The organism is Pseudomonas sp. SYWMCR5 (assembly GCF_057197165.1).
In genome coordinates this window covers 208,600-231,754 of the sequence record NZ_JBXUNH010000009.1, presented here as the reverse complement: position 1 = coordinate 231,754, position 23,155 = coordinate 208,600, and the positions used below count along the sequence as shown (strand labels likewise).

Genomic DNA, 23,155 nt, shown 5'->3' with positions numbered 1-23,155 from the left:
TGTGAGAGTAGGTCATCGTCAAGATTCATTTCGCAAAACCCCTATCTGCGTGAGCAGGTAGGGGTTTTGTCTTTCTGACTGTCCAATACAGCGACTGAAAAGCCGATCTGGATCGCATCAGCCCCGCGCCAATTCGGCCAGGTGCGCCGTCGCTTCTTCGCTCTTGAGCACCAGTACATCCCCCTCAAGCGAATCAAGCACCACCTCGGCGGTATTGCCGATCAAGGCGCCAGATATCCCCGTGCGCGCCACGGTGCCGACGATGGTGACCACCGCATCGATCTGTTTCTCGGCATAGGGAATCAGTACATCGGCCGGCCCTTCGGCGACATGCAGGCGATCTTCGCTGATATCGAACTCCGCCTGGAATGCCGAGCACGCTTCGCGGTAGCGTTTTTCGATGGTTTCGCTGAGCTGATACACAGGGTCTGACGCCGAGAGCATCGGCGAGGGATGAGCGCTGATGACGTGCAACTCGCCTTTGGCCAGGCTGGCGATCGCATAGCCATGGTCGATGATGCTGGCATGTAGTCGCCGATGATCCCCGTCCTGATTCCCCACATCCACCGCCGCGAGGATCTTGCCGCCGGTCCAGGGCCGTTCGCTTTTGACCATCAGCACGGCGCAGGGGCATTGGCGCAAGAGTTTCCAGTCGCTGGGTGTAAGCAGTGCCTTGCGCAGCGGATTGTCCGGACGATGCTCCTTGATCACCAGTTCGCACCCTTCGGCTTGCTGCACACTGACAATCGACTCGTGCAGCGTGTCATGCCAGGCCTGCTCATGGGTGACATTGTCGTAGCCATCATCATGCAGCTGGCTACTGAGCAGGCTGAGCAAGGCGCTGTGGTCCTGCTTCTTGTCGCACATCAGCAGATGCAGGCGTGCGCCGGTCACCCCGGCGATCAGCTTGGCCCGAGTCAAGGCCCGACTGTGGGCGTGCTCGGGGTCGAGTACGACGAGGATGCTGCGAACGGCTTGCATGGGCATGACTCCCTTGGGATATGAAGACCAATGCCTGACTATAGTCGGCGGTCTGTGTCGCGCCGTTTGACGTGTATCAAGCATAGTCGCTGGCGATCGGCATCGCCCTCGGTATAATCCGCGCTCCTGCGATGTCACCCAGCTGTGAGCCTATGTCCCTGACCCCTGAAATCGACGCCTTCCTTGGCTGCCCTACGCCTGACGCCTGGATCGAAGCGGCGCTCGCCGACCAGGAAACCCTGCTGATCGACCACAAGAACTGCGAGTTCAAGGCCGCCAGCACTGCGCTCAGCCTGATCGCCAAGTACAACACCCATCTGGACTTGATCAACATGATGTCGCGCCTGGCCCGTGAGGAGCTGGTGCACCACGAACAGGTACTGCGCCTGATGAAACGTCGCGGCGTTCCCCTGCGACCTGTTTCGGCAGGACGTTATGCCTCGGGCCTGCGCCGCGTTGTGCGTGCCCACGAGCCGGTCAAGCTGGTCGATACCCTGGTAGTCGGTGCTTTTATCGAAGCGCGCAGCTGTGAGCGTTTCGCGGCGCTGGTGCCGCACCTGGATGAGGAGCTTGGCACCTTCTACCACGGCCTGCTCAAGAGTGAGGCACGTCATTACCAGGGCTACCTGAAACTGGCGCACCACTATGGTGAAGAAGCGGATATCGCGCGGGTGGTGGAGAAGGTGAGGGCAGTGGAGGCTGAGCTGATCAGCTCGCCGGACATGGAGATGCGCTTTCACAGCGGCATCCCGATGGCCCAGCCTGCCTGAGGGCGGCCGGGCCTGTGGAGGTGGGTCAGCTCACTGGCGACGGCCGAGCAGCAAGCCGACCACCAACCCGAATCCTGCGGAGATCGCGACGGTCTGCCACGGGTGGCCACCAATATATTCCTGCGTGGCATCTACCACCGGCTGTGCCTTCTGCCCCAGACGACTGGTGGCCTGGCGAGCCTGGCGCAGCTTCAGGCCGAGCTGGGCGCGCAAGGTATCGGCTTCTTCGCCCACCAGTGAAGCGCTATCGTCGAGAAGCTTTTCGGACTCCTCGATCAAGGCCTGCAGCTCGCTGAACACCTGGTCCTTGATCTGATCGCTATCGGCTGTTGCGGTGGATTTCCTGGCCATGAACACGTCCTCGTAGGTGGATTGACTTGTACAGTGGATAACGGCGTGCGTCGAAAGTTGCAACGGCATACCGGCGGCTCGCCGCTACAGTGTAAGATAGCGCTCATTTTCAAGCGGCAGGAAAGACCATGAGTTTCAATCTGGCCAATAGAGACTTCGCCGAACGTGCACAGATCGAGGCGGAAAAATCACGACTGTTCCAGTTTTGGCAGAACAATCTCGGCAAGGCCAAGGGCGAGGCGGCCCGCATGATCGCCGAGAAGCCTCGACGCAAGGGCAAGTGGGCCGAATGGGTCCGTGCCGAGCTGGAGGGTATGTCGCCTCCGGAGTTCGCCGACATGGTGCGCAGCGAAGTCAACAGGATGATGGCGGCGGCCAGCGCCAACCGTTGATCCTCACCAGCCAGCACGCCCAGGCTGCGGTAAATCGAGCTTGCCTTTATCGGTGAAACGCACCGTGCCCAGCGGCCCACCGGCCAGCTTCCCGCGCAACACATAGGGCAATCCTTGTAGCGACTGGGTCTGGCTCAGGCCGTACGCCTGACGCAGGAACGAAAACGCGGTGATACTCACCGGGACCACGATCACCGCCTCGTCATATCGGCCGATATGCCCACGCTGGTCACTGACACCTGCTGCCAGCGGTTGATCGTTCACCTCCAGGTTCAGTGCAATACCGTTGAAGTCCACCGGCGTCTCGTTGGGGTTCTGCACGCGTATCTTCACGGCCATGCGCAACTCCAGGTCCTGTCCGGGCAGGGGCTCGATGCCTATGACATTGATGTTCAGCGGATCGCGGTTGTGCAGCAGCGCACAGGCATTGAGCGCCAGGGCCAGCAGCAGGGCCAGGCAAAGTCGGGCGGTGTTGCGCAAGCAGATGGTCATCGCAAGGGCCTTGGCTGGAGACGGCCTTTGAGTGTGGCAAATACGTCCCATCGTTGAAACCCTCGCTATCGGCCTGAAGGAAACATCGCGAATCAACTCCATTGGTTTTCATGCTTTTGTCGCGAACCTGAAGCGCCTTAGGCTATCCAACGCTTGGGCGCGATTTTTCGTACCGGAGATGAAGGATGAAACCTACACTGCCTTTCCTGGCCATCAGCCTGCTGCTGTGCCTTCCCGCTCACGCGGCACCCGTGCAGATGCCCTTGCTTGCTGCCAGCGACCGCAATAACCCCTACAACAGCCCAATTCAGCGCGCCAACCCCAACAGCCGCCAAGGCAGTGTGCCAGCGACGCCGCCGGTGCGCGGCCCCTCGACCCAGCCCATTGTGCGGCCACCGACGCTGGACAACCGCGGCATCGGCAACGGTGACAACCTGCGCCGTCAACAACAGACCCCGAACCTGGAACCCACTCGGCCACCGCGCGACTCACAACGTGCGCCCTGAGCCTCTTGATTGGAAGGATCCCTGCATGACGCCACGTATCTGGATGACCACCCTGGTTGCTGCCGCACTGTTCCCGTTATTGGCACAGGCTGCCGACGACAAGCAGTTTGCGAGCGAAGAAGGGCAATTGACCGTCAGTACCGTCGCTGATGGTCTGGCCTACCCGTGGGCTCTGGCATTCCTGCCGGGGGGCAAGGATATGCTGGTCACCGAGCGCACGGGTAACCTGCGCATCGTTGGTGCCGAAGGCAAGGTCGGGCCGCCGCTGTCAGGGGTGCCCAAGGTCTGGGCGCAAGGGCAGGGCGGCCTGCTGGACGTGGTGCTTTCGCCGGAGTTCGCCAAGGATCGCACGGTCTATCTGTCGTATGCCGAGGAAGGCGCGGACGGCAAGGCGGGGACGGCGGTCGGACGTGGCCAGCTGTCGCAGGATCGCGCGCGTCTGGAAAATTTCACCGTGATCTTCCGCCAGCAACCCAAGCTGTCCGAGGGTAACCACTTTGGCTCGCGCCTGGTGTTCGACCGCGAGGGCTATCTGTTCATTGCCTTGGGCGAGAACAATCAGCGCCCCACCGCCCAGGACCTGGACAAGTTACAGGGCAAGCTGGTCCGCATCCTGCCCGATGGCGAGGTGCCCAAGGACAATCCCTTCGTCGGCCAGAAGAATGTGCGCTCGGAAATCTGGTCGTACGGGCACCGCAACCAGCAGGGCGCGGCGCTCAACCCCTGGACAGGCAAGCTCTGGACCCACGAGCACGGCCCGCGCGGCGGCGATGAGATCAACATCCCCGAGGCAGGCAAGAACTACGGTTGGCCGATCGCGACCCATGGCATCAACTACTCGCTGCTGCCGATCCCCGAAGCCAAGGGCAAGCATGTAGAGGGTATGGAAGATCCGCACCATGTGTGGGAGAAGTCCCCAGGCATCAGTGGCATGGCCTTCTACGACAGCCCGACCTTCAAGGCCTGGGATCACAACCTGTTCATCGGTGCGTTGGCCACTCAGGAGCTGATTCGCCTGCAACTCGATGGTGACAAGATCGTCCATGAAGAACGGTTGTTGGGGGAACTCAATGCGCGTATTCGCGATGTGCGGGTGGGGCCGGACGGCTACCTGTACGTGCTGACTGACGCCAAGGACGGGGCGCTGCTGAAGGTGGGCCTGCGCGAGGGTTGATGGCGGATCCGGGAAACCCCCATTACCATGGCGTTTTGCCTGCGATCCAAAGCCATGACGCCCTACGCCCTTTATCAGCAAGCCATCGAGCAGCAAGGCTTTGCCGCCGACCCTGCGCAGGCCGAGGCCGTTGCCGCCCTGCAGCAGTGCTTCGAGGCGCTGGAGCAGGGGCGCGGCGGCCAGGGCGTCTATCTATGGGGGCCGGTCGGGCGCGGCAAGACCTGGTTGATGGATCAGTTCCAGCAGTGCCTTGCGGTTCCTTCCCGGCGACAGCATTTTCATCACTTCATGGCCTGGGTGCACCAACGCCTGTTTCTGCTGGCTGGCACCGCCGATCCACTGCACGCGCTGGCCCGGGAGCTGGCCAGGGATATTCGCGTACTGTGCTTCGATGAGCTGTTTGTCAGCGATATTGGCGACGCGATCATCCTCGGTCGCCTGTTTCAGGTGCTGTTCGACCAGGGCGTGGTCATCGTCGCTACGTCCAACCAGCCGCCCGATCAGCTGTACCTCGACGGGTTCAATCGTGAGCGCTTCTTGCCGGCCATCGCCGCGATCCAGCGGCACATGCAGGTCATCTCCGTGGCCGGCGAGCAGGACCACCGCCTGCACCCTGGCGAACAGCGTCAGCGTTTCTGGATTGCCGAGGCGGGCAAGCCCAGCGCATTGGCCGAGGTATTCCGGCAACTGAGCGCGGATGACCCCGGCACCGACCAGCCGTTGCAGGTCGGTTCGCGGCAGATCCAAGTGATTCGCCGCAGCGAGCAGGTGATCTGGTGCCACTTCGCCGACCTGTGCGAGCAACCGCTGGCGGCGACTGAGTTCATGGCCCTGTGCGACCGCTATACGGCCATCCTGCTGGAGGGGCTGCCTGCACTGGGCGGGGTGCAACGTGCCGGGCGCATCGCCCGCGGAACCGAGGACGGCGCCCAGCGTGTAGTGGCCGGCGATCGCCAGCTACCGGCGCTGTCGCCCCGCGATGACAGTGTGCGGCGCTTCATCGCGTTGGTCGACGAATGCTACGACCGTCGGGTCGCCTTGTACCTGGAAGCCGAGGTCGCGCTCGAAGCGCTCTACACTCAAGGGTATCTGGCGTTCCCGTTCAGGCGGACCCTGAGCCGGCTGCGGGAGATGCAACTGCAACGCTTCGCCTGAAGGAGTCGACCATGGAGCTGCTGTCGCACCATCTGCTGACCCAGGCCTACAACAACGGCTGGGCCAACCATCGCCTGTACAAGGCATGCCTGCAACTGACCCACGACGAGTTCGTCGCCCCCCGTTGCAGCTTCTTTCCTTCGATCAAGGCCACGCTCAATCACCTGCTGACGGTGGACTGGTTCTACCTCAATGCCCTGGAGTGCGAGCAGCGCGGCGAAGCCCCCGAGGCCGATGGCGAGCGCTTCTTCGAGCCTGAGCAGCCGTTTGCCACCTGTACCGACCTGCATGCCCAGCAGGCCCAGGCCGACCAGCGCCTGATCGCGTATTGCCGGCTGTTGCGTGACGACCAGTTGCGGCGCTATGTGAGTATCGTGCGGGCTGACCGGGTCCAGCGCGAGCAGCGCCTGCGCCTGCTCTCGCACCTGTTCGAACACCAGATCCATCACCGCGGGCAGGTGCATGCGATGCTCAGCGACACCTCGGTGCGCCCGCCGCAGCTGGACGAATTCTTCTGCGAGGAGGAAGCGCCCCTGCGCGCGGATGATTTTGCCGAACTGGGGTGGAGCGAAGGGCAGGTCTGGAGGGCGTGACAGCTTCGTTCACAGAGTCTGTTCAGGAGCGGCCTTGTGGCCGTAAAAGACCGCTCCCAGCCTGCAGCAAGGCGAGTGCTACTGCTGCAACCAGTTGATCAAGGCTTTGTGGAACACCTCAGGTTCCTCGATCTGCGGGGCATGCCCCATGCCTTCGAAGGTGACCAGTTGCCCTTGGGGGATCAGCTTGGTCACCTGCGGTCCGAGCACTGCGTATTTGCCCAGGCGTGCCTTGACCTCTGGCGGGGCAATGTCGCTGCCGATGGCGGTGGTGTCTTTGTCGCCGATCAGCAACAGCGTCGGCATCTTCAGGTCCTTGAACTCGTAGACCACCGGCTGGGTGAAGATCATGTCGTAGATCAGCGCCGAGTTCCACGCCACCGCTTCGTGCCCAGGCCCTTTGTTCAGGCCTACCAGCATCTGCACCCAGCGCTCGTATTCCGGCTTCCAGCGCCCGGCGTAGTAGGTGTTGCGCTCGTAGTTGCGCACCCCTTCGGCATCGAGCTTGAGTTCACGCTGATACCATTGATCGACACTGCGATAGGGCACGCCCAGGGCTTTCCAGTCCTCCAGGCCGATCGGATTGACCATGGCCAGGCGCTCCACCTGCTGTGGGTACATCAGCGCATAGCGGGTGGCGAGCATGCCACCGGTGGAGTGGCCCAGCACGCTGACCTTGTCGATGCCAAGCTGTTGGAGCAGTGCATGGGTGTTGTCGGCCAGTTGCTGGAAGCTGTATTGGTAATGCTCGGGCTTGCTCGAGGTGCAGAAGCCGACCTGGTCCGGGGCGATGACCCGGTAGCCGGCTTTGCTCAGGGTCTCGATGGTGGTTTCCCAGGTGGCGGCGCAGAAGTTCTTGCCATGCATCAGCACCACGCTGCGACCATTGGCCTGGCCCTTCGCAGGGACGTCCATGTAGCCCATCTGCAGGGCCTGGCCCTGTGAGGTGAAGGCGAAGTGCTGGAGTGGGTGAGGGTAGGTGAAACCTTCGAGCTGTCTGCCATAGGTGGGCGACTCGGCGGCGATGGCCGAGCTGCCGACGAGGCAGGCCAGGGCCAGGGCGGTTGCGCGCAGCATCGGGGTGCTCCGTGTAGGTTCAAGTAGGAAAAGGCGACTGTAGCAGTCAGTTGACCTTCGGAACCGTGAAAGGTGTTACCCGCTGTGAAACCAGCCCAGGGTGATCATCGCGACCACCAGGTAGCGCCCGGCCTTGGCCAGGGTGACCAGTAACAGGAAGCGCCAGAACGGCTCGCGCATGATCCCGGCGATCAGGGTCAAGGGATCACCGATCACGGGCATCCAGCTCAACAGCAGCGACCACTGGCCCCAGCGCTGGTAACGCCGTTGTGCACTTTGCAACTGACTGGCGCTGAACGGAAACCAGCGTTTGTCGCGAAAGCGCTCGATCGCTCGGCCCAGCAGCCAGTTGACCAGCGAACCGAGCACGTTGCCCAGGGTCGCAATCAGCAACAGCACAAGCCAGGCGTCGGGGGCGCGCAGGAGCAAACCGACCAGCACCGCCTCGGACTGCAGCGGCAGCAGGGTGGCCGCGCCAAAGGCGCTGAGAAACAGCGCCCAGAGACTGAGCATCAGTATTCGGCGACCACAGTGTCCTGGCCGTCCCGGGTCAGCCCGATGACCTGATAGGCATCCTTGTGGTCGCCCATTTCCATGCCGGGCGAGCCCATGGGCATACCCGGCACGGCCAGCCCCTTGAGATCGCTGCGTTTGGCCAGCAGGCGCACCTGTTCGGCGGGCACGTGCCCTTCGACGAACTTGCCGTCGATCACGCCGGTATGGCAAGACGCCAAGCGTGGTGCGACGCCCAGGCGCTGCTTGACCGCGCTCATGTTCGGCTCGACATGGTCGTTGACCGTGAAACCGTTGTCGCGCAGATGGCTGATCCACTGTTTGCAGCAGCCGCAGTTGGGGTCGCGGTAGACATCAATGACCTCGGCGGCCTGTGCCAGGCCACTGATGGCCAGCAGTCCAAAGGCCATCAGGTGTTTGCGTAGCATGGTCGAACTCCTTCAAAAACGCAGGCGCACACCTGCGACCAGACGGGTCTGCGCGGGGTCGTCGCCGTCTTCACGGGCCTGGTCGGCGCGGGTGCCGTGCAAGCGGTTGAAACTGACGCCGACATAGGGTGCGAAGCTGCGGGTGATTTCATAGCGCAGGCGCAGGCCTACTTCGCTTTCGGCCAGCCCCGAACCTTGCTCGCGCCCGGCATCGTTACGGCCGAAAAAGTTGGCTTCGAGGGTCGGTTCAAGGATCCAGCGATTGGTCAGCAGCATAGCGTAACTGGCCTCCAGGCGCAGCGCGGTCTGCTGTCGCTCACCGGCATAGGCGGTGGCCTCGAGCTCCAGCCCATACAGCGGCGTCCCTTGGATGCCGAACGCTGCCCAGGCCTGGCCGCTGGCAGGCTTGAAGTCCTGGCGTATACCGCCGACCAGCTCCCACCAGGGGCTGATGGCATGGCCCCAAAGCGCCTGCAGTTCGGCCTTGTGAGTGATGCCCTGTTCACGTTCACCTTCGCTGCGTAGCCACAGGCGATCGATGTCGCCGCCGATCCAGGCAGTGGCATTCCAGTTCAGCAGCCCGCTGTTGTCGAAGTGCTGGTATTCGAGTTGATCGACGATCACCGCCGCGTTCAGCGCATCGTCATGCACCTGGTGGCCCGGCAGAGTGGGAAAGGCTGCGCGGCGGTCGGCATCGGTGATGACCGGCAACGCCGTGGTGGGCTGGGTCGGGTTTTGCTGCGCGCGCACCTCTTCGCTGGCCAGCAGCACCAGCAGGGTCACACTGGCCATGAGCATGGGCCAGGGTGCCACGGGCAAAGCCGGTGCGGTCCATGCTCTGGGCGAACAGGGTGTAGGCTGGCGCATCGCCCGGCTCGACCAGTATGTCGAAGGTTTCGGCCACGGCGATGCGCAGTTCGTCTACCGTCACCGGCACCACAGGCAGGCCGTCTGCGGCGATCACCGTGAGTTTCAGGCCGGGGATGCAGAAGTCGAAGTAGGTCATGGCCGAGGCGTTGATCAGGCGCAGGCGTACCGTCTCGCCGGGGCGGAACAGGCAGGTGAAGTTGCCCTCCGGTGGCTGGCCGTTGAGCAGGTAGCTGTAGGTGGCCGCGCTGATGTCGGCAAGGTCGGTGGGGCTCATGCGCATGTCGGCCCACATCAGGCGCTCGTCGACGGTCTTGCGCCAGCCATCGCGCGCGACATCCTCGATGAAGTCACCCACAGTGAGCTTGTGGTAGTTGAAGGCGTCGGACTGCTTCTTGAGCGTCGCCAGCAGTGCTTCGGGGGCCTGGTCGCTCCAGTCGCTGAACAGCAGCACATGGTCGCGTTGGTAAGCGTGAGGCTCGGCCTCGCGGGGTTCGATGACGATCGCCCCATAGACCCCCGCCTGCTCTTGCAGCCCGGAATGGCTGTGGTACCAGTAGGTGCCACTCTGGCGCAGGGTGAAGTGGTAGAGGTAGTCGCCGCCAGGCTCGATGCCGGCGAAGCTCAGGCCGGGAACACCGTCCATGTTGGCGGGCAGGATGATGCCGTGCCAGTGGATCGAGGTGGGTTCGGTCAGACGGTTGCGCACGCGCAGGGTCACGCTGTCACCTTCGCGCCAGCGCAACTGCGGGCCGGGCAGGCTGCCGTTGACGGTGAGGGCCGTGCGCGGGCGGCCGGTGATGTTGACGGGAGTCTGGCCAACGTACAGTTCGAAGTCCTGGCCCTGCAGCGGTTGGCCTGGGCGATGGCCTTCGGCGGCGCTGGCCAGTGGGCGCCAGAGGCCCAGGCCGGCCACTGCGGTGGCGGCGCCGAGGCCTTTGACGAAGGTACGACGGGAGGGGCTGTGGGGCAGGAATGGGCCTCAGGCAGGGCTTGGGTAGAGGCCTTGTCGCGATCGGGCGCGCCTTTCGAAGCCGCGGGCTTGCCTGCGAACGGGCCATGGAATAGCCCGATGATCCACCGCCATCCCTGTCAGCCAGCTGAGGCTGTCATTACAGCGCTGTCAGCTTAGGGCCTGCTGCGCAGGCAGGTCACGCATCAGCAACCCGAACTCGAGCGATACCTGTTCGGGAATCGGCAGGTACACCAGGTGCCCGTCGCCTGGCGCCACCTCGATGGCCTGGCCTTGGCGATCACCCAGCCGGTCGAGTTCGAAGTGGTAGTTACCGCGAGGGGTCATCAGTTCGAGGGTGTCACCCAGCGCAAAGCGGTTCTTCACCTTTACCTCGGCCAGCCCGCCGAAACGCAGGCCCGTCAGTTCGCCAACGAACTGCTGGCGCTCCGAAACCGAGTTGCCACGCTGGTAGTTCTGGTATTCGTCGTGTACGTGGCGGCGCAGAAAACCTTCGGTGTAGCCGCGCTGGGCCAGGGACTCGAGGTTGTCCATCAGGCTGCGGTCGAAGGGCCGGCCGGCGACGGCGTCGTCGATCGCCTGGCGGTAGGACTGCACGGCTCGGGCGCAGTAGAAGTGCGACTTGGTACGCCCCTCGATCTTCAGCGAGTGCACGCCCATCCGAGTCAGGCGCTCGACGTGCTGTACGGCGCGCAGGTCCTTGGCGTTCATGATGTAGGTGCCGTGTTCGTCCTCGAATGCAGGCATCTCTTCACCGGGGCGATTGCCCTCCTGCAGCAGGAACACCTGGTCGGTTGGGGCGCCAATGCCCAAGTTCGGTTCGCACTCGCGCACGATCTCGCCGGTGGCGTTTTCCCCTGCCGGGGTCGCCTGGTACTTCCAGCGACAGGCGTTGGTGCAGCTACCCTGGTTGGCGTCGCGCTTGTTCAGGTAGCCCGACAACAGGCAGCGTCCGGAGTAGGCCATGCACAGTGCGCCGTGGACGAAGACCTCCAGCTCCATGTCAGGCACCTGTTGGCGGATTTCCTCGATTTCTTCCAGCGACAGCTCGCGCGACAGAATCACCCGGCTCAGGCCCAGTTGCTGCCAGAACTGCACGCTGGCCCAGTTCACGGTGTTGGCCTGCACCGACAGGTGCACGGGCATCTGCGGGAAATGCTGGCGCACCAGCATGATCAGCCCCGGATCGGACATGATCAACGCATCGGGCGCCATCTCGATCACGGGCGCCAGGTCCTTGAGGAAGGTCTTGAGCTTGGCATTGTGCGGCGCGATGTTGACCACCACGTAGAAGCGCTTGCCCAGGGCGTGTGCTTCCTGGATGCCCTGTGCCAGGTTGGCGTGGTCGAATTCGTTGTTGCGCACCCGCAGGCTGTAGCGTGGCTGGCCGGCGTAGACCGCATCGGCGCCATAGGCGAAGGCGTAGCGCAGGGTCTTCAGGGAGCCGGCAGGGGCCAGCAGTTCGGGCTTGGCGAGAAGGTTCATGGGTGCACCAGGGCAAAAGGTGCGGATGCTAAGGCGCGACTGGCGAAGCAGTGTTGATCTGGGTCAAACGGCGTTGATGGCACTTTTGCCGCTTCGCTACGCACTAACGTCCAGGACAATCGAGGAATGCCCATGAATCAAACCGCTCTCCAGAATAGAGCCCTGGCCGTATTGCTGGCGCTGGTCACCGTCGCCTTCGTCTGGATCCTGTTGCCTTACTACGGCGCCATCTTCTGGGCCGTGATTCTCGGCATCCTGTTCGCGCCGTTGCAACGCAACCTGCTGCTGCGTTTCAACCGGCGGCGCAACCTGGCAGCCGGGGCCACCTTGGCCACCTGCCTGATGATTGCGATCCTGCCGGTGATCATCATCAGTGCCCTGCTGGTGCAGGAGGGTGCCACCCTGTACCAGCGCATTGAAAGCGGCCAGCTGGATATCGCCGGCTACATCGAGCGCGGCAAGGACATGCTGCCGCACTTCGTCCAGAACGGTCTGGACCGCATGGGCATGGGCAACCTCGATGGCCTGCGCGACAAGATCACCAAGTGGGCGACACAGGGCAGTCAGTTTCTGGCCGGGCAGGCATTCAGCTTCGGCCAGGGCACCTTCGACTTCCTGGTGAGTTTCGGCATCATGCTCTACCTGCTGTACTTCTTTTTGCGTGAGGGGCCGGAGCTGGCGCGCAAGGTGCGCCATGCCGTGCCGCTACCCGAGCAGCAGAAGCGCCGCTTGCAGCTGAAGTTCAACCGGGTGGTGCGGGCCACGGTGAAGGGCAACCTGTTGGTGGCGATCACCCAGGGGGCTCTTGGCGGTTTGATTTTCTGGGTGCTGGATATTCCCAGTGCGCTGGTGTGGGCGGTGCTGATGGCGTTTTTGTCGCTGTTGCCTGCGGTGGGGGCCGGGATCGTCTGGGGGCCGGTCGCAGTGTATTTCCTGCTGACCGGCGCTATTTGGCAAGGCATCGTGCTGACGGCGTTCGGCGTGCTGGTGATCGGGCTGGTGGACAACCTGTTGCGCCCGATCCTGGTGGGCAAGGATACGCGCATGCCCGACTACCTGATCCTGGTGTCGACCCTGGGCGGTCTGGCGGTGTTCGGCCTCAACGGTTTCGTGATCGGGCCGCTGATCGCCGCGTTGTTCATCTCCAGCTGGACGATCTTCACCGAGAGCACGCCACAGGTGCAGTTGCCGTGAGGCTGTTCAGTCACGCTCCAGGATGAAGAACTGAAACAGCGCCTGGGTATCAGGGCAGGCGGCGATCGTACCGGTGACCTTCAGGCCCAGACGCTTGGCTTCGGGCTCGATGGCGACCAACACCGGGGTATGGCCGAAGACGATGATTACACCGGCTCGTCGCACACGTCGGCTCAATGCCTGGAAGAGGCGGGTGGCCTGCTGGCGGAGCATGACCTCGGCATTCAGGAAGCGCAGGATCAGCACGTCGCAACTGTCGGCGGCGGCCGAATCAGTGGCGTCGGCAATGTCGAACTTCAGGTTGGGCAGTCGCTGATGCGTGCGGGCATGGGCGATCATGGCAGGGGATACGTCGCTGCCCAGGCACTGCGCGTCGGGCAGCCCTTGTGCGAGCGTTGCGATGAAGGTTCCGGTCGAGCAGGCGGGGTCGTGTATCACGGCGCCGGGAGCAAGGCGCTTTTGCAGTGTCGCCAGGCAGTGCTCGCGAAAATGCCGTTCCTGTGCGTCCAGGCGCCGGGCTAGCTGCGGGGTGTGATTCCAGAATGATGCAGGTGCTACTAGCTCTTGGCCCTGTTCGTCCACGACCGGAAAGGGGAAGTGGATGCTGGTGTCTTTGCTGCGCCGGGCCTGGGCGAACACCTGGTGTTTTTCGTCGGTGGACAGCGTCCGATAGTGCATCTGCAGGCGGTTGCCACACTGTCGGGTTCTGAGCAGCGGCCCCAGCAACATGGCCGGTGTCAGTCGGCTTCCCAACTGCCCCTGTTCATCCAGCAGCTTGCGCCCCAGGTATTCGAGGTTTTGCAGGCGGAGTATGAACAGGTTGTTCAGACCATGGCCAACAGGTTCTTCCAGCGTAGCGACCCCGCCTGGAGTATGGGCGCGCGAGGGCAGGTGCCGGGCCAGCCAGCGTTCGTGTCGGGCGTGTTCTGGTTGCATGGCGACCCCTCAAGGTTGCTGACTTCGGTGGGCGAGGCCCCTGGGCCCGGGGCAGACGACATTCCCGCTGCAGACGAGGTGGAAACGTTCGAGTCCAGGCACCACGACGTTCACCAGGCTGATGCCTTCGTGGCCTTGGAACAGCTGGCAGATACCGGCTTGCCTGCCATGGCGTTGAAGGTCTGCGTACAGATATCGCAGCTGTTGACGCACACTGCATCGAGGGCCTGGGTCAGGCAGCGCCACCGTGTGTCCTGCTTTTTCCAGCAGTACGTCGAGGTCGAACTGCAGGCACGATTGCAGGCGAGGAAAAGGCCGCAGCAGGCGTTCGGCCAGTTTCAGCTCATCCAGCGCACCGGGGGGGCGACTGTTGAGCTGTACCTGAACCAGTTCGGTGACCGCGCGGCGCACGGCATGCCAGGGGTCGAGCGAGGCGCCTGCGCCGAACAGCGCGCCATGCAGGCGTGATGCTTGCGACATGCGCAGTGCCAGATAGGTGCTGCTGGCAAACTCGCTGCTGATGTCCAGAACACCAATTGGCGCTTCCAGGCAGTCCTCGGCATGCTGCCAGATGCGTCCGAGCTCGGTGTGCGTGCCGGGTTTGCTTACCCAGCGCAAGGGGGAAGGTTGTCTGTAGTAGTAATGACGCAGGAAGAACAGCGACAGCGCATCGCGTTCGATGCTCTGGTTCAACGCATGCAGTATGGCTTCCTGGAGGGTTGCGCCGATGGCTGACCCATCATTGCTGCTGTAGCGTCGGAGCCCACGAAGGTCGAAGGTTTCGCCGGCAGCCGGGTGATCGGCGTAATCCGGCCGCGTGAGGCACAATGGATAGTCGAACAGCCATTGGCCGTCCAGGTCGTGGTAAGCCTGGCACGCCAGTTTCTCGTGGGGCTGTGCCGCAAGCCAGGGTTGCAGCATGTCATCTTGCAGGGTAGGCATTCGGGCCAAGTCGCTGGCCTCGTTGAGGTGAGCATTACGGGTAAGGTGTTCATCGAGAAAGTGCTCCAGTGCCTCGAAGCGTGCGCCGACCCGAGCTTCTTGCTCCAGGCCTTTTCCGCAGCCTTGGCTGGTAGCCCCGGTCTGTGAGCTGAGGCCTATGCGGGCAGAGCCGACCCATGTGCCTTCCCAGTGCTCTTCAACGTTCAGCGCCAGTTGTGCGAGTTGTTCATCAATGCGTTGCCTTGCCGTTGCCAGGGGGAGTTCACGTTCAGCCACGTACGTCATATGCATGCTGACTCCTGGGAGCAAGGCGGCTTGAGGGCCGCCTTGCAGGCTGGATTATTCGCGTTCGAGCTCGACGTGCTCGTGCTCGGCCAGTTGCATTGCGTCTGCGTGCTCGGTAGTCAGTTCGCCAGCCGCCTGATCAACCACGACCTCTGCTTCCAGCTCGTTCAGTTTGTTGCTCATGCCACGATAAATGTATCCCATGGTGAAACTCCTTCTTGAACTCTGAGGGTTGTTGGCGGCGTTCTAAGGCCGCCGACGCAGTGTTCGTCAACAAGACGGTCTACGGAAAGGGAGGGTGCGCGGGGAGCCGTGTTAATGAAATGTGCGGTCACTGTTATGGCAGTTGACTGCATGCTTTCGCAGATCAATCCGCCCACACAGAGGGCTCAGGAGAAAGGAGGCGAGCTTTTGACAGCGGTCTGAGGGAAGGAATGAAGCAGTACCTTCGCGCAGTGTCTGTAGGCGCTTTCTATTTGAATGGCGATAACTGCTTTTTGGTCATGCTTTCATACTGCCTTCGATGTTTTTTCCGCATGGTCGAAGGCAATATGCTTGGCCGCCAGATGCTTTTGTATTATTTCAGCGTGTAAGAAACACCGATGTAGGCTGCAAAGCCCTCCCCAGGGGTCGAGCGCGCCATGTCGCTACCCTGGTCGTCATAGCCTGGGGTTACCGTGGCCGCATAGCGTTCGCCCGTCAGATTGCGCAGATCGATCCAGGTCTGCCAGTCCTGCTTCGGTGAGTCCCAGCCCAGGCGCGCGCCAAGCAAGGCGTAGTCGTCAGCGTGATAGCTGTTGGCGTAGTCAACCTGCACCTTCGAGGCCATCTGTGTATTCACACCGGCGTAGAAACCGCTGGGCCAGTCGTAGCGCAACTCGGCCTGGTAGTAATGCATCGGGATACCGGGCAGGCGGTTGTCGCCGAAGCGGTCATCGTCGCGGTAATGGAAGTCGCTGAAGGTGTAGGCCTGGCGCAGCGACAGCTTGCCGACGCCCGGCTGTTGCCACAGCGTGCTGTCCAGGCCTGCCTCGACGCCCTGGTGCACAGTGGGGCTGGCGTTGTACTCCTTGAACGGCTGGCCCGGCACGATTTCGACCGCCAGCAGTTCATGGCGCACCTGCGAGTAATACCAGGCCAGGTCCCAGCGCCCCAGCACCGACTCGCCACGGGCTCCCAGCTCCAGCGTGGTGGCTGTCTGGTTCTGCATCTCGATTGGTTGCGTTGCGACTGTCGAACTCCAGATCAACGACCAAGGATGCGGTGGCTCGACGGAGCGGCTGAGGTTGCCGTAGACCTGGGTCTGCGGGTCGATGTCGTAACGCAGGCCCAGGCGCGGTGCATAGTCCCAGTCGTGCTGGCTGACCTTACCGCCGTTGGCAGGGAAGGTGACGGCACTTTCGCGGCGGGTGTAGATCATGGCAAGGCCGGTGGTCAGCCACAGGTTCGGCACCAGCTCCAGGTCGTTGCCCAGGTGCAGCACGGTGTCCGAGCCCTGGTAGCTGAAGTCGCGGCTGCGTGGGCCGAACACATCGCCATTGCGCACGAACTGCGAGGCGCCGCTGTTGGGCAGGTGCTTGGTAGTGCGCCAGCCAACGGTGGTCTTGCTCTCGTGGCCGAACAGGGTATCGCGACGCAGGTAGTTGAGCGTGCCGCTGACATCGGTGTAAGCCACTTTCAGGCGCATCGGGCCTTCGCGCAGGTCCATTGGGTAGTCGTGGTAGACCAGCCCGGCCTCCAGACGTGAGTCATCATCTAGGAAGAAGGTGGTCTTGTTGCCCACCCAGGTGCTGCCAGGCTGCGGACGGCTGTCATCGCGGGCGAGATAGGCCGGGTTGGCGGCGCGCGGGTGGTGCTTGATCTGGTCCTTGGTCAGGCGCCCGGCCAGGTCGTTCTCGGTTTCCCGGTAGCGCAGGTAGAAGCGTGTTTCCAGATTCGGGTTGAAGCGATAGCCGACGTTGGCGGCGATGCCCTTGGCACTGCCGCTGCTGTGTCGCTGGTAGCCGTCGTACTCGGCGTCGGTCAGCGCCACGTAGTAGTCGAGATTGCCCAGCACCTGGCCAGAGCTGATGTGCCGGCGCTGGTAGCCGTGGCTGCCGGCCTCATAGCGCAGTTGCAGGGGCGCGGCGTCGTGGCCGGTGTGGGTCACGTAGTTGATCGCGCCGCCGAGGGCCAAGGCGCCCTGGTCGAAGCCGTTGGCACCGCGCAGCACCTCGGCACGGCTCAGCCACAAGGGTTCGAACAGCTCGTAGGGCGTCCCGCCGGGGCCGGTCAGCGGCAAGCCGTCGAACATCGTGTAGACCCCCGAGCCATGGGCGCCTGGCGCGCGGTTGATACCCGAGCCCCGGATCGACAGCTTGATCCCGTCGTTGCCCGCCGACTGGGCGAATACCCCCGGCTGGTAGGCCAGTACATCCTGGTTGCTGGCCACACGCCCCTGGCCGACGCTGTCCATGTCCACCAGGTTGCTGGCGCCGGGTATCTCACGCAGTCGTTCGGCAGCGGCTTCCTGCTCGGACTGCTGGCGGTCCTGGATCAGCACCTGTTCGAGCTCGATGCGCTCGGCGGCGTGGGAGGCGGTGCCGGCCAGCAGGGCCAGCAGCGAGAGGGGGAGGTTCGGACGCATGGGCAGGGGGTTCCAGATCGGGTGCGGGTGTGTGACGCTGCAACTGTCAGACGAAGCACAGTTGTCGATCTGCAGAGCGCAGCGATGGCTCGTGCGTGTTAGCCTTGAGCGGTTCCTGCCGTTTCGGACGCCCTATGGCCAACCACAAGATCGAAATTCGCCGTCGCAATATCGAGAAAATTCTCCAGGCCGCCGAGCAGGTGTTCGCCGAGCAAGGCTACGGCGTCACTTCCATGGGCGACATCGCCGAGCGCGCGCAGTTGCCGCGTTCCAACCTGCATTACTACTTCAGTACCAAGGATGAGCTCTATCGTGCGGTACTGCAGGACTTGCTGGACGTCTGGAAGCAGGATGCCCTGTGTTTCGAGCGCTTCGAAGACCCACGCGTCGTGCTGACCAGCTATATCCGCGCCAAGATGGGACACTCGCGCTCGCGGCCGCTGGGCTCGAAAGTCTGGGCCGAGGAAATCCTCCACGGCGCGCCGCTGCTGGGCGACAGCCTGGACGATTCGCTGGTGCCCTGGGCGCAGTTGAAGGAAGCCAAGATCCGTCGCTGGGTGGAGGAGGGGCGCATCCTGCCGGTCGAGCCGTCGGCGCTGCTCTACATGATCTGGGCTTCGACCCAGCATTACGCCGATTTCGGTTACCAGGTGGCTTTGCTCAATGACGGCGAGCCGCTGTCGGACATGGCGTTCGAGCGGGCGGTGCAGACGGTGACCAGCGTGATTCTGCGGGGCATCGGGCTGGAGCCTTGAGCCTGCCGGGGTGCCTGACAACCCCGGCGAGGGATCTTGCAGGGTTCAAAATCTGAAGGCCAGCCCAGGTCAGCTCGCTTCACGATAGGGGTTGCGCGGATCCTGGGTCCAGTTCAGGTACGGCTTGCCGGTCTCCTGGGCCACCATGTCGATGCAGTTTTCAACCGGGCAGGTGATCTGGCACAGGTTGCAACCCACGCATTCGGCCTCGATCACGCTGTAGACATGCGTTCCATCGGCCTGCAGGGTGTTGGCGATGGCCTGGTGCGAGGTGTCTTCGCAGGCGATGTGGCAGCGTCCGCAGCCGATGCAGGCATCCTGGTCGATATGCGCCACCGACTTGTAGTTGATGTCCAGGTACTTCCAGTCGGTGGTGTGCGCCACGGCCTGGCCGCGGAAGGCTTCCAGGCTGCGGTGTCCGTGCTGGTCCATCCAGCGCGCCAGGCCATCTTTCATGTCTTCGACGATGCGAAAACCGTGCAACATCGCCGCCGTGCACACCTGCACCGCGCCGCTGCCCAGTGCGATGAATTCCGCGGCATCGCGCCAGTTGCCGATACCACCGATGCCGCAGATCGGCAGGCCCCGGGTTTCAGGATCGCGCGCAATCTCGGCGACCATGTTCAGCGCGATCGGTTTGACCGCCGAGCCGCAGTAACCGCCGTGGGTGCTCTGGTCTCCGACGATGGGGTGGGCGACCATGCGGTCCAGGTCGACACTGGTGATCGAGTTGATGGTGTTGATCAGCGACACGGCATCGGCGCCGCCTCGATGTGCGGCGCGGGCCGATTGGCGGATGTCGGTGATGTTGGGCGTGAGCTTGACGATCACCGGCAGCGAGCAGTGCGTTTTGCACCAACGGGTGACCATTTCCACGTATTCCGGCACCTGACCGACCGCCGCGCCCATGCCGCGCTCGGGCATGCCGTGGGGGCAGCCGAAGTTCAGCTCGATGCCATCGGCGCCAGTGGCTTCGACCAGCGGCAGGATGAACTTCCACGATTCCTCCACGCACGGCACCATCAGCGACACCACCAGCGCCCGGTCGGGCCAGTCCTTCTTCACCTGGGTGATTTCACGCAGGTTGATCTCCAGCGAGCGGTCGGTGATCAGCTCGATGTTGTTGATGCCCTGCACCTGGCGGTTGGCGCCGAAGTGCGCGGAGTAGCGCGACGACACGTTGACCGCCGCCGGGTCCTCGCCAAGGGTCTTCCAGACCACGCCACCCCAGCCCGCCTCGAAGGCGCGGACTACGTTGTAGGCTTTGTCGGTCGGTGGCGCGGACGCCAGCCAGAAAGGGTTGGGTGCCTTGATACCGGCGAATTCGATGGACAGATCGGCCATTTACGCTGCCTCCACATTGAGCATGAGTTGGGCATGGATGGCTTCGGCGGCCAGCTTGCCATGTTGCACGGCCTGGACGGTGAGGTCCTGGCCCAGGGCGGTGCAGTCGCCACCGGCATAGATGCCGGGCAGGCTGGTGCGCATCTGCTCGTCGACGCGGATACGTTCGCCATCGCGCGCCAGTTGCGCCGCTACCGGGTCCTTGAGCGCTGCGTCATCGAAGCATTGGCCGATGGCCTTGAAGATCGCGTCGGCGGGCAGCTCGAAGGTTTCGCCGGTATCGGCCAGTTTGCCTTCGACCTGTTCGGTGCGTACGAAACGCATCCCTTTCACGCGGCCCTGGTCGTCCAGCAGCACAGCATCGGGCCGTGCCCAGGTGTGCAGGCGCACCTGGTTGGCCTTGGCGATGTCCTGCTCGTGGCCGGTGGCGCCCATGTCGGCGGCACCGCGGCGATACACCAGGTTGACGTCGCGCGCACCCAGGCGGCTCATCTGCACTGCAATGTCGATGGCGGTGTTGCCCGCGCCGATCACCAGGCAGCGGTCGGCCAGCGGCAGTTGGCGGAGGTCGTCGGCCTGGCGCAGTTCACGGATATAGTCGGTGGCGGCCAGCACCCCAGGGGCCTCCTCGTCAGGCAGGCCGAGCTGGCGCACGGCATTCAGGCCAAGGCCCAGGAACACCGCGTCGTACTGGTCACGCAATTCGCCCAGGGTGAGGTTGTCGCCCAGGCGTTGGCCATGGCGGATCTCGATGCCACCGATGCCGAGCAGGAAATCCACCTCACGCTGGGCATAGTCGTCCACCAGCTTGTAGCGCGCGATGCCGTACTCGTTGAGGCCGCCAGCCTTTTGCTGTGCCTCGAAGACCACCACGTCATGACCATGCAAGGCCAGGCGGTGCGCACAGGACAGCCCGGCGGGGCCGGCCCCGACCACGGCGATGCGTTTGCCGGTGCTGGGCGAGCGTTTGAACGGGTGCTCGCTGAAACCGGCGTTGTCCAGGGCGTAGCGTTGCAACTGGCCGATCAGCACCGGCGCGCACTCCTGGGCGTTGTTGCGCACGCACGCCTGCTGGCAGAGGATTTCGGTCGGGCACACGCGGGCGCAGCTGCCACCGAGGATGTTCGCCGACAGGATCCGCTCGGCGGCGCCCTGCAGGTTTTCATCACTGATGCGGTGGATGAACGAAGGGATGTCGATTTCGCTCGGGCATGCATTCACACAGGGGGCGTCGTAGCAGTACAGGCAGCGCGCGCTTTCCACGGCGGCCTGGCGTGCGGTGAGGGGTGGGGCGAGGTCGGTGAAGGCGTCGGCGAGCTGCTCGGCGCTGGCCCTCGGGCGCGGCAAGTGGTTCAGGGTGTCGATCACGGTTGTAGCCTCTCTCTTTTTTATGGGTACAGGCGGCGGTTACTCGCCCGTCCGTTCTGGGATGGCAGTCAACAGGTGTCTCTGGATTGTTATTGCCGGAGGCGCTGCGGCCCCCGGCTGTTATGGGCTGCTCAGCGGCTGACCGGTATCGGCCGCTGCTGCTCGGCCCGTCGCCCGAGGACCTCGTACACCGAGGGGTAGGCGGGCCTTTCCACATAGCGCCCCGCGCCCGGCTCGGCGCGCAGGTCGCCATCGGCCCAGAGCACTCGCCCCTGGCTGATGGTGTGGCTGGGAATGCCGCGCACCGTGCGACCTTCGAAGATGTTGAAGTCGACCTTCTGGTGATGGGTGCTGGCAGAAATCGTGCGTGTGCCCTGCGGATCCCAGAGCACCAGGTCGGCGTCGGCACCCACGCGGATGGCGCCTTTGCGTGGGTACAGGTTGAAGATCTTGGCCGTATTGGTCGAGGTCAGTGCCACGAACTCATGCATCGACAGGCGCCCGCTGTTCACGCCAGCGTCCCACAACACCGCCATGCGGTCCTCGATGCCGGCGGTGCCGTTGGGGATGCGGCTGAAATCATCGCGGCCCATGGCTTTCTGCTCGGCGCAGAAGCAGCAGTGGTCGGTGGCGGTGGTGTGCAGGTTGCCCGATTGCAAGCCGCGCCACAGGGCTTCCTGGTGTTCGCGCGGACGGAATGGCGGGCTCATCACATAGCCGGCAGCGGTGGACCAGTCGGGGTTGCGATAGACGCTGTCGTCGATCAGCAGGTGCCCGGGCAGCACCTCGCCATACACCGGCTGGCCCTTGGCCCGAGCGTAGGTGATCTCATCCAGCGCTTCTTTGCTCGAGATGTGCACCAGGTACAGCGGTGTGCCCAGCGTTTCGGCAATACGGATGGCGCGGCTGGCCGCCTCGCCCTCGACCTGCGCCGGACGCGACAGCGGATGGGCCTCGGGGCCGGTGATGCCCTGGGCCAGCAGTTTCTTCTGCAGGTGGAACACCAGCTCGCCGTTCTCCGCATGCACGGTCGGTACCGCGCCCAGTTGCAGGCAGCGCTCGAAGCTGGCGACCAAGGTGTCGTCGGCGGCCATGATCGCGTTCTTGTAGGCCATGAAGTGCTTGAAACTGTTCACGCCGTGGTGGGCGACAAGTTCGCCCATTTCCTCGGCGACCTGCTCGCTCCACCAGGTGATTGCGACGTGAAAGCCATAGTCGCTGGCCGACTTCTGCGCCCAGCCGCGCCAGGTGTGGAAGGCCTCCAGCAACGACTGCTGCGGGTTGGGGATGACGAAGTCGATGATCGAGGTGGTGCCGCCGGCCAGGCCTGCGGCGGTGCCGCTGAAGAAGTCCTCGCTGGCCACGGTGCCCATGAATGGCAACTGCATGTGAGTGTGCGGGTCGATGCCGCCGGGCATCAAGTATTGGCCGCTGCCGTCCAGGACCTGGCAACCGCTGGGCACTTCGAGGTCTTTGCCAATGGCGCGGATCAGGCCATCGGCACACAGGACATCGGCGGGATAGCTTTCTTCGTGGGTAACCACGGTGGCGCCACGGATCAACAGGGACATACCGTCTTCCTCGCAGGCTGACCGGTCGTTTTGCCGGTTCTTGAAATTGTTTTTTGCCAGCGGTTGGTGGTTGCGTTGCAATCCTGTCAGTGCTGACAAGATTGGAATCTAGATGCTGATCAAGGATTGATCAAGAAAAAATTTTATGAGTTTACATATTAAATAACTAATTGAAATTTAAGGTTTTTTTGAATAAATCACCAAAATGGACAGGCTGCTCACCATTTTGACGCACTTGACAAGAAGCAGATTTGGTCAAGATTTTCCATGCGAAATCAGCCGTTTGAAACCTGGCTTGCCGGCGCGAACCACGCCGCGCAAAAACCAGGCTGCACCAGATTGAAACCCGGTGCGCAGGCCAGGGCGGGCCTCCACCA

23 protein-coding genes and 1 pseudogene are annotated in these 23,155 nt (G+C 63.2%); 8 read left to right on the top strand and 16 right to left on the bottom strand.

The genetic code is table 11. From position 1 onward, the window contains the following. Positions 1–117 precede the first annotated feature (117 nt). Positions 118–981 (bottom strand): universal stress protein, encoded by an 864-nt coding sequence (locus tag AC2CGW_RS21980; protein ID WP_186722402.1) that lies wholly within the window; start codon positions 979–981, stop codon positions 118–120. Positions 982–1,133: 152 nt separating this feature from the next. Here AC2CGW_RS21980 and AC2CGW_RS21975 point away from each other — a divergent pair, with 152 nt between their 5' ends. After that, a complete protein-coding gene (locus tag AC2CGW_RS21975; protein WP_186668809.1) occupies positions 1,134–1,751 on the top strand; it encodes a MiaE family protein in 618 nt (205 codons plus the stop codon). A 30-nt stretch (positions 1,752–1,781) separates the two neighbouring features. On the opposite strand, the gene AC2CGW_RS21970 is transcribed toward AC2CGW_RS21975, so the two are convergent. Continuing rightward, positions 1,782–2,102, bottom strand: coding sequence for an ElaB/YgaM/YqjD family protein (locus tag AC2CGW_RS21970; RefSeq protein WP_186668811.1), 321 nt, complete (start codon positions 2,100–2,102; stop codon positions 1,782–1,784). A gap of 128 nt (positions 2,103–2,230) precedes the next feature. On the opposite strand from AC2CGW_RS21970, the gene AC2CGW_RS21965 reads away from it, so the two are divergent. Continuing rightward, the gene (locus AC2CGW_RS21965; RefSeq protein WP_186668813.1) at positions 2,231–2,494 is read left to right on the top strand and encodes a hypothetical protein; all 264 of its coding nucleotides are present in this window, start codon (positions 2,231–2,233) and stop codon (positions 2,492–2,494) included. A gap of 3 nt (positions 2,495–2,497) precedes the next feature. On the opposite strand, the gene AC2CGW_RS21960 is transcribed toward AC2CGW_RS21965, so the two are convergent. Continuing rightward, entirely contained in the window at positions 2,498–2,986 is a 489-nt protein-coding gene (locus AC2CGW_RS21960; protein WP_186668815.1) for an LEA/WHy family protein, read from the bottom strand. A gap of 185 nt (positions 2,987–3,171) precedes the next feature. On the opposite strand from AC2CGW_RS21960, the gene AC2CGW_RS21955 reads away from it, so the two are divergent. Genes AC2CGW_RS21955 through AC2CGW_RS21940 form a run of 4 tightly spaced genes read left to right on the top strand, consistent with a single transcriptional unit; the run spans position 3,172 to position 6,414 of the window. Next, positions 3,172–3,492 carry a hypothetical protein gene (locus tag AC2CGW_RS21955; protein ID WP_151926147.1) on the top strand — a complete coding sequence of 107 codons (321 nt, stop codon included), beginning with the start codon at positions 3,172–3,174 and terminating at the stop codon, positions 3,490–3,492. 25 nt (positions 3,493–3,517) lie between these two features. Continuing rightward, complete coding sequence (locus tag AC2CGW_RS21950; RefSeq protein ID WP_186709839.1) at positions 3,518–4,666, top strand: PQQ-dependent sugar dehydrogenase; 1,149 nt, start codon at positions 3,518–3,520, stop codon at positions 4,664–4,666. 54 nt (positions 4,667–4,720) lie between these two features. After that, the gene (zapE, locus tag AC2CGW_RS21945) at positions 4,721–5,821 is read left to right on the top strand and encodes a cell division protein ZapE (protein WP_484574593.1); all 1,101 of its coding nucleotides are present in this window, start codon (positions 4,721–4,723) and stop codon (positions 5,819–5,821) included. An 11-nt stretch (positions 5,822–5,832) separates the two neighbouring features. Next, positions 5,833–6,414 carry a DinB family protein gene (locus AC2CGW_RS21940; RefSeq protein WP_186668821.1) on the top strand — a complete coding sequence of 194 codons (582 nt, stop codon included), beginning with the start codon at positions 5,833–5,835 and terminating at the stop codon, positions 6,412–6,414. Between the two features lie 78 nt (positions 6,415–6,492). On the opposite strand, the gene AC2CGW_RS21935 is transcribed toward AC2CGW_RS21940, so the two are convergent. The 6 genes and pseudogenes from AC2CGW_RS21935 to trhP all read right to left on the bottom strand — a co-directional run bounded on the left by AC2CGW_RS21935 (position 6,493) and on the right by trhP (position 11,757). Further along, positions 6,493–7,491, bottom strand: a complete 999-nt coding sequence (locus AC2CGW_RS21935; protein WP_484574592.1) for an alpha/beta fold hydrolase — start codon at positions 7,489–7,491, stop codon at positions 6,493–6,495. A 75-nt stretch (positions 7,492–7,566) separates the two neighbouring features. Further along, positions 7,567–8,004, bottom strand: a complete 438-nt coding sequence (locus AC2CGW_RS21930) for a YqaA family protein (protein ID WP_484574591.1) — start codon at positions 8,002–8,004, stop codon at positions 7,567–7,569. After that, entirely contained in the window at positions 8,004–8,432 is a 429-nt protein-coding gene (locus AC2CGW_RS21925) for a DUF411 domain-containing protein (protein WP_288375260.1), read from the bottom strand. The genes AC2CGW_RS21930 and AC2CGW_RS21925 overlap by 1 nt, the downstream gene beginning before the upstream one ends. Positions 8,433–8,444: 12 nt before the next feature. Further along, a complete protein-coding gene (locus AC2CGW_RS21920; RefSeq protein WP_484574597.1) occupies positions 8,445–9,215 on the bottom strand; it encodes a copper resistance protein B in 771 nt (256 codons plus the stop codon). After that, positions 9,097–10,272: pseudogene (locus tag AC2CGW_RS21915) on the bottom strand (copper resistance system multicopper oxidase); the annotation flags it as partial. The gene AC2CGW_RS21920 and the pseudogene AC2CGW_RS21915, both read right to left, overlap by 119 nt. Before the next feature lie 150 nt (positions 10,273–10,422). Continuing rightward, positions 10,423–11,757: a prephenate-dependent tRNA uridine(34) hydroxylase TrhP gene (gene trhP / locus AC2CGW_RS21910; RefSeq protein ID WP_186709853.1), complete on the bottom strand. Its 1,335-nt coding sequence runs from the start codon at positions 11,755–11,757 to the stop codon at positions 10,423–10,425. Positions 11,758–11,889: 132 nt separating this feature from the next. Between trhP and AC2CGW_RS21905 the strand changes: the two genes are divergently transcribed. Continuing rightward, positions 11,890–12,951, top strand: a complete 1,062-nt coding sequence (locus AC2CGW_RS21905; protein WP_484574590.1) for an AI-2E family transporter — start codon at positions 11,890–11,892, stop codon at positions 12,949–12,951. Positions 12,952–12,957: 6 nt separating this feature from the next. Here AC2CGW_RS21905 and AC2CGW_RS21900 read toward each other — a convergent pair whose 3' ends face one another. The 4 genes from AC2CGW_RS21900 to AC2CGW_RS21885 form a co-directional block, all read right to left on the bottom strand. Beyond that, positions 12,958–13,887, bottom strand: coding sequence for a class I SAM-dependent methyltransferase (locus tag AC2CGW_RS21900; RefSeq protein WP_484574589.1), 930 nt, complete (start codon positions 13,885–13,887; stop codon positions 12,958–12,960). A gap of 9 nt (positions 13,888–13,896) precedes the next feature. Continuing rightward, positions 13,897–15,120: a YcaO-like family protein gene (locus AC2CGW_RS21895; protein WP_186722415.1), complete on the bottom strand. Its 1,224-nt coding sequence runs from the start codon at positions 15,118–15,120 to the stop codon at positions 13,897–13,899. Positions 15,121–15,168: 48 nt separating this feature from the next. Beyond that, on the bottom strand, positions 15,169–15,318 hold the full coding sequence (locus AC2CGW_RS21890) for a hypothetical protein (RefSeq protein ID WP_186668837.1): 150 nt from the start codon (positions 15,316–15,318) through the stop codon (positions 15,169–15,171). Positions 15,319–15,691: 373 nt separating this feature from the next. Beyond that, positions 15,692–17,740, bottom strand: a complete 2,049-nt coding sequence (locus AC2CGW_RS21885; RefSeq protein ID WP_186722416.1) for a TonB-dependent receptor family protein — start codon at positions 17,738–17,740, stop codon at positions 15,692–15,694. 134 nt (positions 17,741–17,874) lie between these two features. Here AC2CGW_RS21885 and AC2CGW_RS21880 point away from each other — a divergent pair, with 134 nt between their 5' ends. Next, entirely contained in the window at positions 17,875–18,495 is a 621-nt protein-coding gene (locus tag AC2CGW_RS21880; RefSeq protein WP_186668841.1) for a TetR/AcrR family transcriptional regulator, read from the top strand. A 69-nt stretch (positions 18,496–18,564) separates the two neighbouring features. Here the strand turns inward: AC2CGW_RS21880 and preA are convergent, their stop codons facing one another. The 3 genes from preA to hydA all read right to left on the bottom strand — a co-directional run bounded on the left by preA (position 18,565) and on the right by hydA (position 22,778). Then, a complete protein-coding gene (gene preA / locus AC2CGW_RS21875) occupies positions 18,565–19,839 on the bottom strand; it encodes an NAD-dependent dihydropyrimidine dehydrogenase subunit PreA (RefSeq protein WP_186668843.1) in 1,275 nt (424 codons plus the stop codon). Further along, on the bottom strand, positions 19,840–21,207 hold the full coding sequence (locus AC2CGW_RS21870) for an NAD(P)-dependent oxidoreductase (protein ID WP_484574588.1): 1,368 nt from the start codon (positions 21,205–21,207) through the stop codon (positions 19,840–19,842). Between the two features lie 131 nt (positions 21,208–21,338). Beyond that, positions 21,339–22,778 carry a dihydropyrimidinase gene (gene hydA, locus AC2CGW_RS21865; protein ID WP_186668846.1) on the bottom strand — a complete coding sequence of 480 codons (1,440 nt, stop codon included), beginning with the start codon at positions 22,776–22,778 and terminating at the stop codon, positions 21,339–21,341. Positions 22,779–23,155: the final 377 nt, after the last annotated feature.

What these genes read in the sequence shown, in the direction of transcription:
- AC2CGW_RS21980 (WP_186722402.1), bottom strand. Translation starts at nt 981, where the DNA reads ATGCAAGCCGTTCGCAGCATCCTCGTCGTACTCGACCCCGAGCACGCC.
- AC2CGW_RS21975 (WP_186668809.1), top strand. Translation starts at nt 1,134, where the DNA reads ATGTCCCTGACCCCTGAAATCGACGCCTTCCTTGGCTGCCCTACGCCT.
- AC2CGW_RS21970 (WP_186668811.1), bottom strand. Translation starts at nt 2,102, where the DNA reads ATGGCCAGGAAATCCACCGCAACAGCCGATAGCGATCAGATCAAGGAC.
- AC2CGW_RS21965 (WP_186668813.1), top strand. Translation starts at nt 2,231, where the DNA reads ATGAGTTTCAATCTGGCCAATAGAGACTTCGCCGAACGTGCACAGATC.
- AC2CGW_RS21960 (WP_186668815.1), bottom strand. Translation starts at nt 2,986, where the DNA reads ATGACCATCTGCTTGCGCAACACCGCCCGACTTTGCCTGGCCCTGCTG.
- AC2CGW_RS21955 (WP_151926147.1), top strand. Translation starts at nt 3,172, where the DNA reads ATGAAACCTACACTGCCTTTCCTGGCCATCAGCCTGCTGCTGTGCCTT.
- AC2CGW_RS21950 (WP_186709839.1), top strand. Translation starts at nt 3,518, where the DNA reads ATGACGCCACGTATCTGGATGACCACCCTGGTTGCTGCCGCACTGTTC.
- zapE (WP_484574593.1), top strand. Translation starts at nt 4,721, where the DNA reads ATGACGCCCTACGCCCTTTATCAGCAAGCCATCGAGCAGCAAGGCTTT.
- AC2CGW_RS21940 (WP_186668821.1), top strand. Translation starts at nt 5,833, where the DNA reads ATGGAGCTGCTGTCGCACCATCTGCTGACCCAGGCCTACAACAACGGC.
- AC2CGW_RS21935 (WP_484574592.1), bottom strand. Translation starts at nt 7,491, where the DNA reads ATGCTGCGCGCAACCGCCCTGGCCCTGGCCTGCCTCGTCGGCAGCTCG.
- AC2CGW_RS21930 (WP_484574591.1), bottom strand. Translation starts at nt 8,004, where the DNA reads ATGCTCAGTCTCTGGGCGCTGTTTCTCAGCGCCTTTGGCGCGGCCACC.
- AC2CGW_RS21925 (WP_288375260.1), bottom strand. Translation starts at nt 8,432, where the DNA reads ATGCTACGCAAACACCTGATGGCCTTTGGACTGCTGGCCATCAGTGGC.
- trhP (WP_186709853.1), bottom strand. Translation starts at nt 11,757, where the DNA reads ATGAACCTTCTCGCCAAGCCCGAACTGCTGGCCCCTGCCGGCTCCCTG.
- AC2CGW_RS21905 (WP_484574590.1), top strand. Translation starts at nt 11,890, where the DNA reads ATGAATCAAACCGCTCTCCAGAATAGAGCCCTGGCCGTATTGCTGGCG.
- AC2CGW_RS21900 (WP_484574589.1), bottom strand. Translation starts at nt 13,887, where the DNA reads ATGCAACCAGAACACGCCCGACACGAACGCTGGCTGGCCCGGCACCTG.
- AC2CGW_RS21895 (WP_186722415.1), bottom strand. Translation starts at nt 15,120, where the DNA reads ATGCATATGACGTACGTGGCTGAACGTGAACTCCCCCTGGCAACGGCA.
- AC2CGW_RS21890 (WP_186668837.1), bottom strand. Translation starts at nt 15,318, where the DNA reads ATGGGATACATTTATCGTGGCATGAGCAACAAACTGAACGAGCTGGAA.
- AC2CGW_RS21885 (WP_186722416.1), bottom strand. Translation starts at nt 17,740, where the DNA reads ATGCGTCCGAACCTCCCCCTCTCGCTGCTGGCCCTGCTGGCCGGCACC.
- AC2CGW_RS21880 (WP_186668841.1), top strand. Translation starts at nt 17,875, where the DNA reads ATGGCCAACCACAAGATCGAAATTCGCCGTCGCAATATCGAGAAAATT.
- preA (WP_186668843.1), bottom strand. Translation starts at nt 19,839, where the DNA reads ATGGCCGATCTGTCCATCGAATTCGCCGGTATCAAGGCACCCAACCCT.
- hydA (WP_186668846.1), bottom strand. Translation starts at nt 22,778, where the DNA reads ATGTCCCTGTTGATCCGTGGCGCCACCGTGGTTACCCACGAAGAAAGC.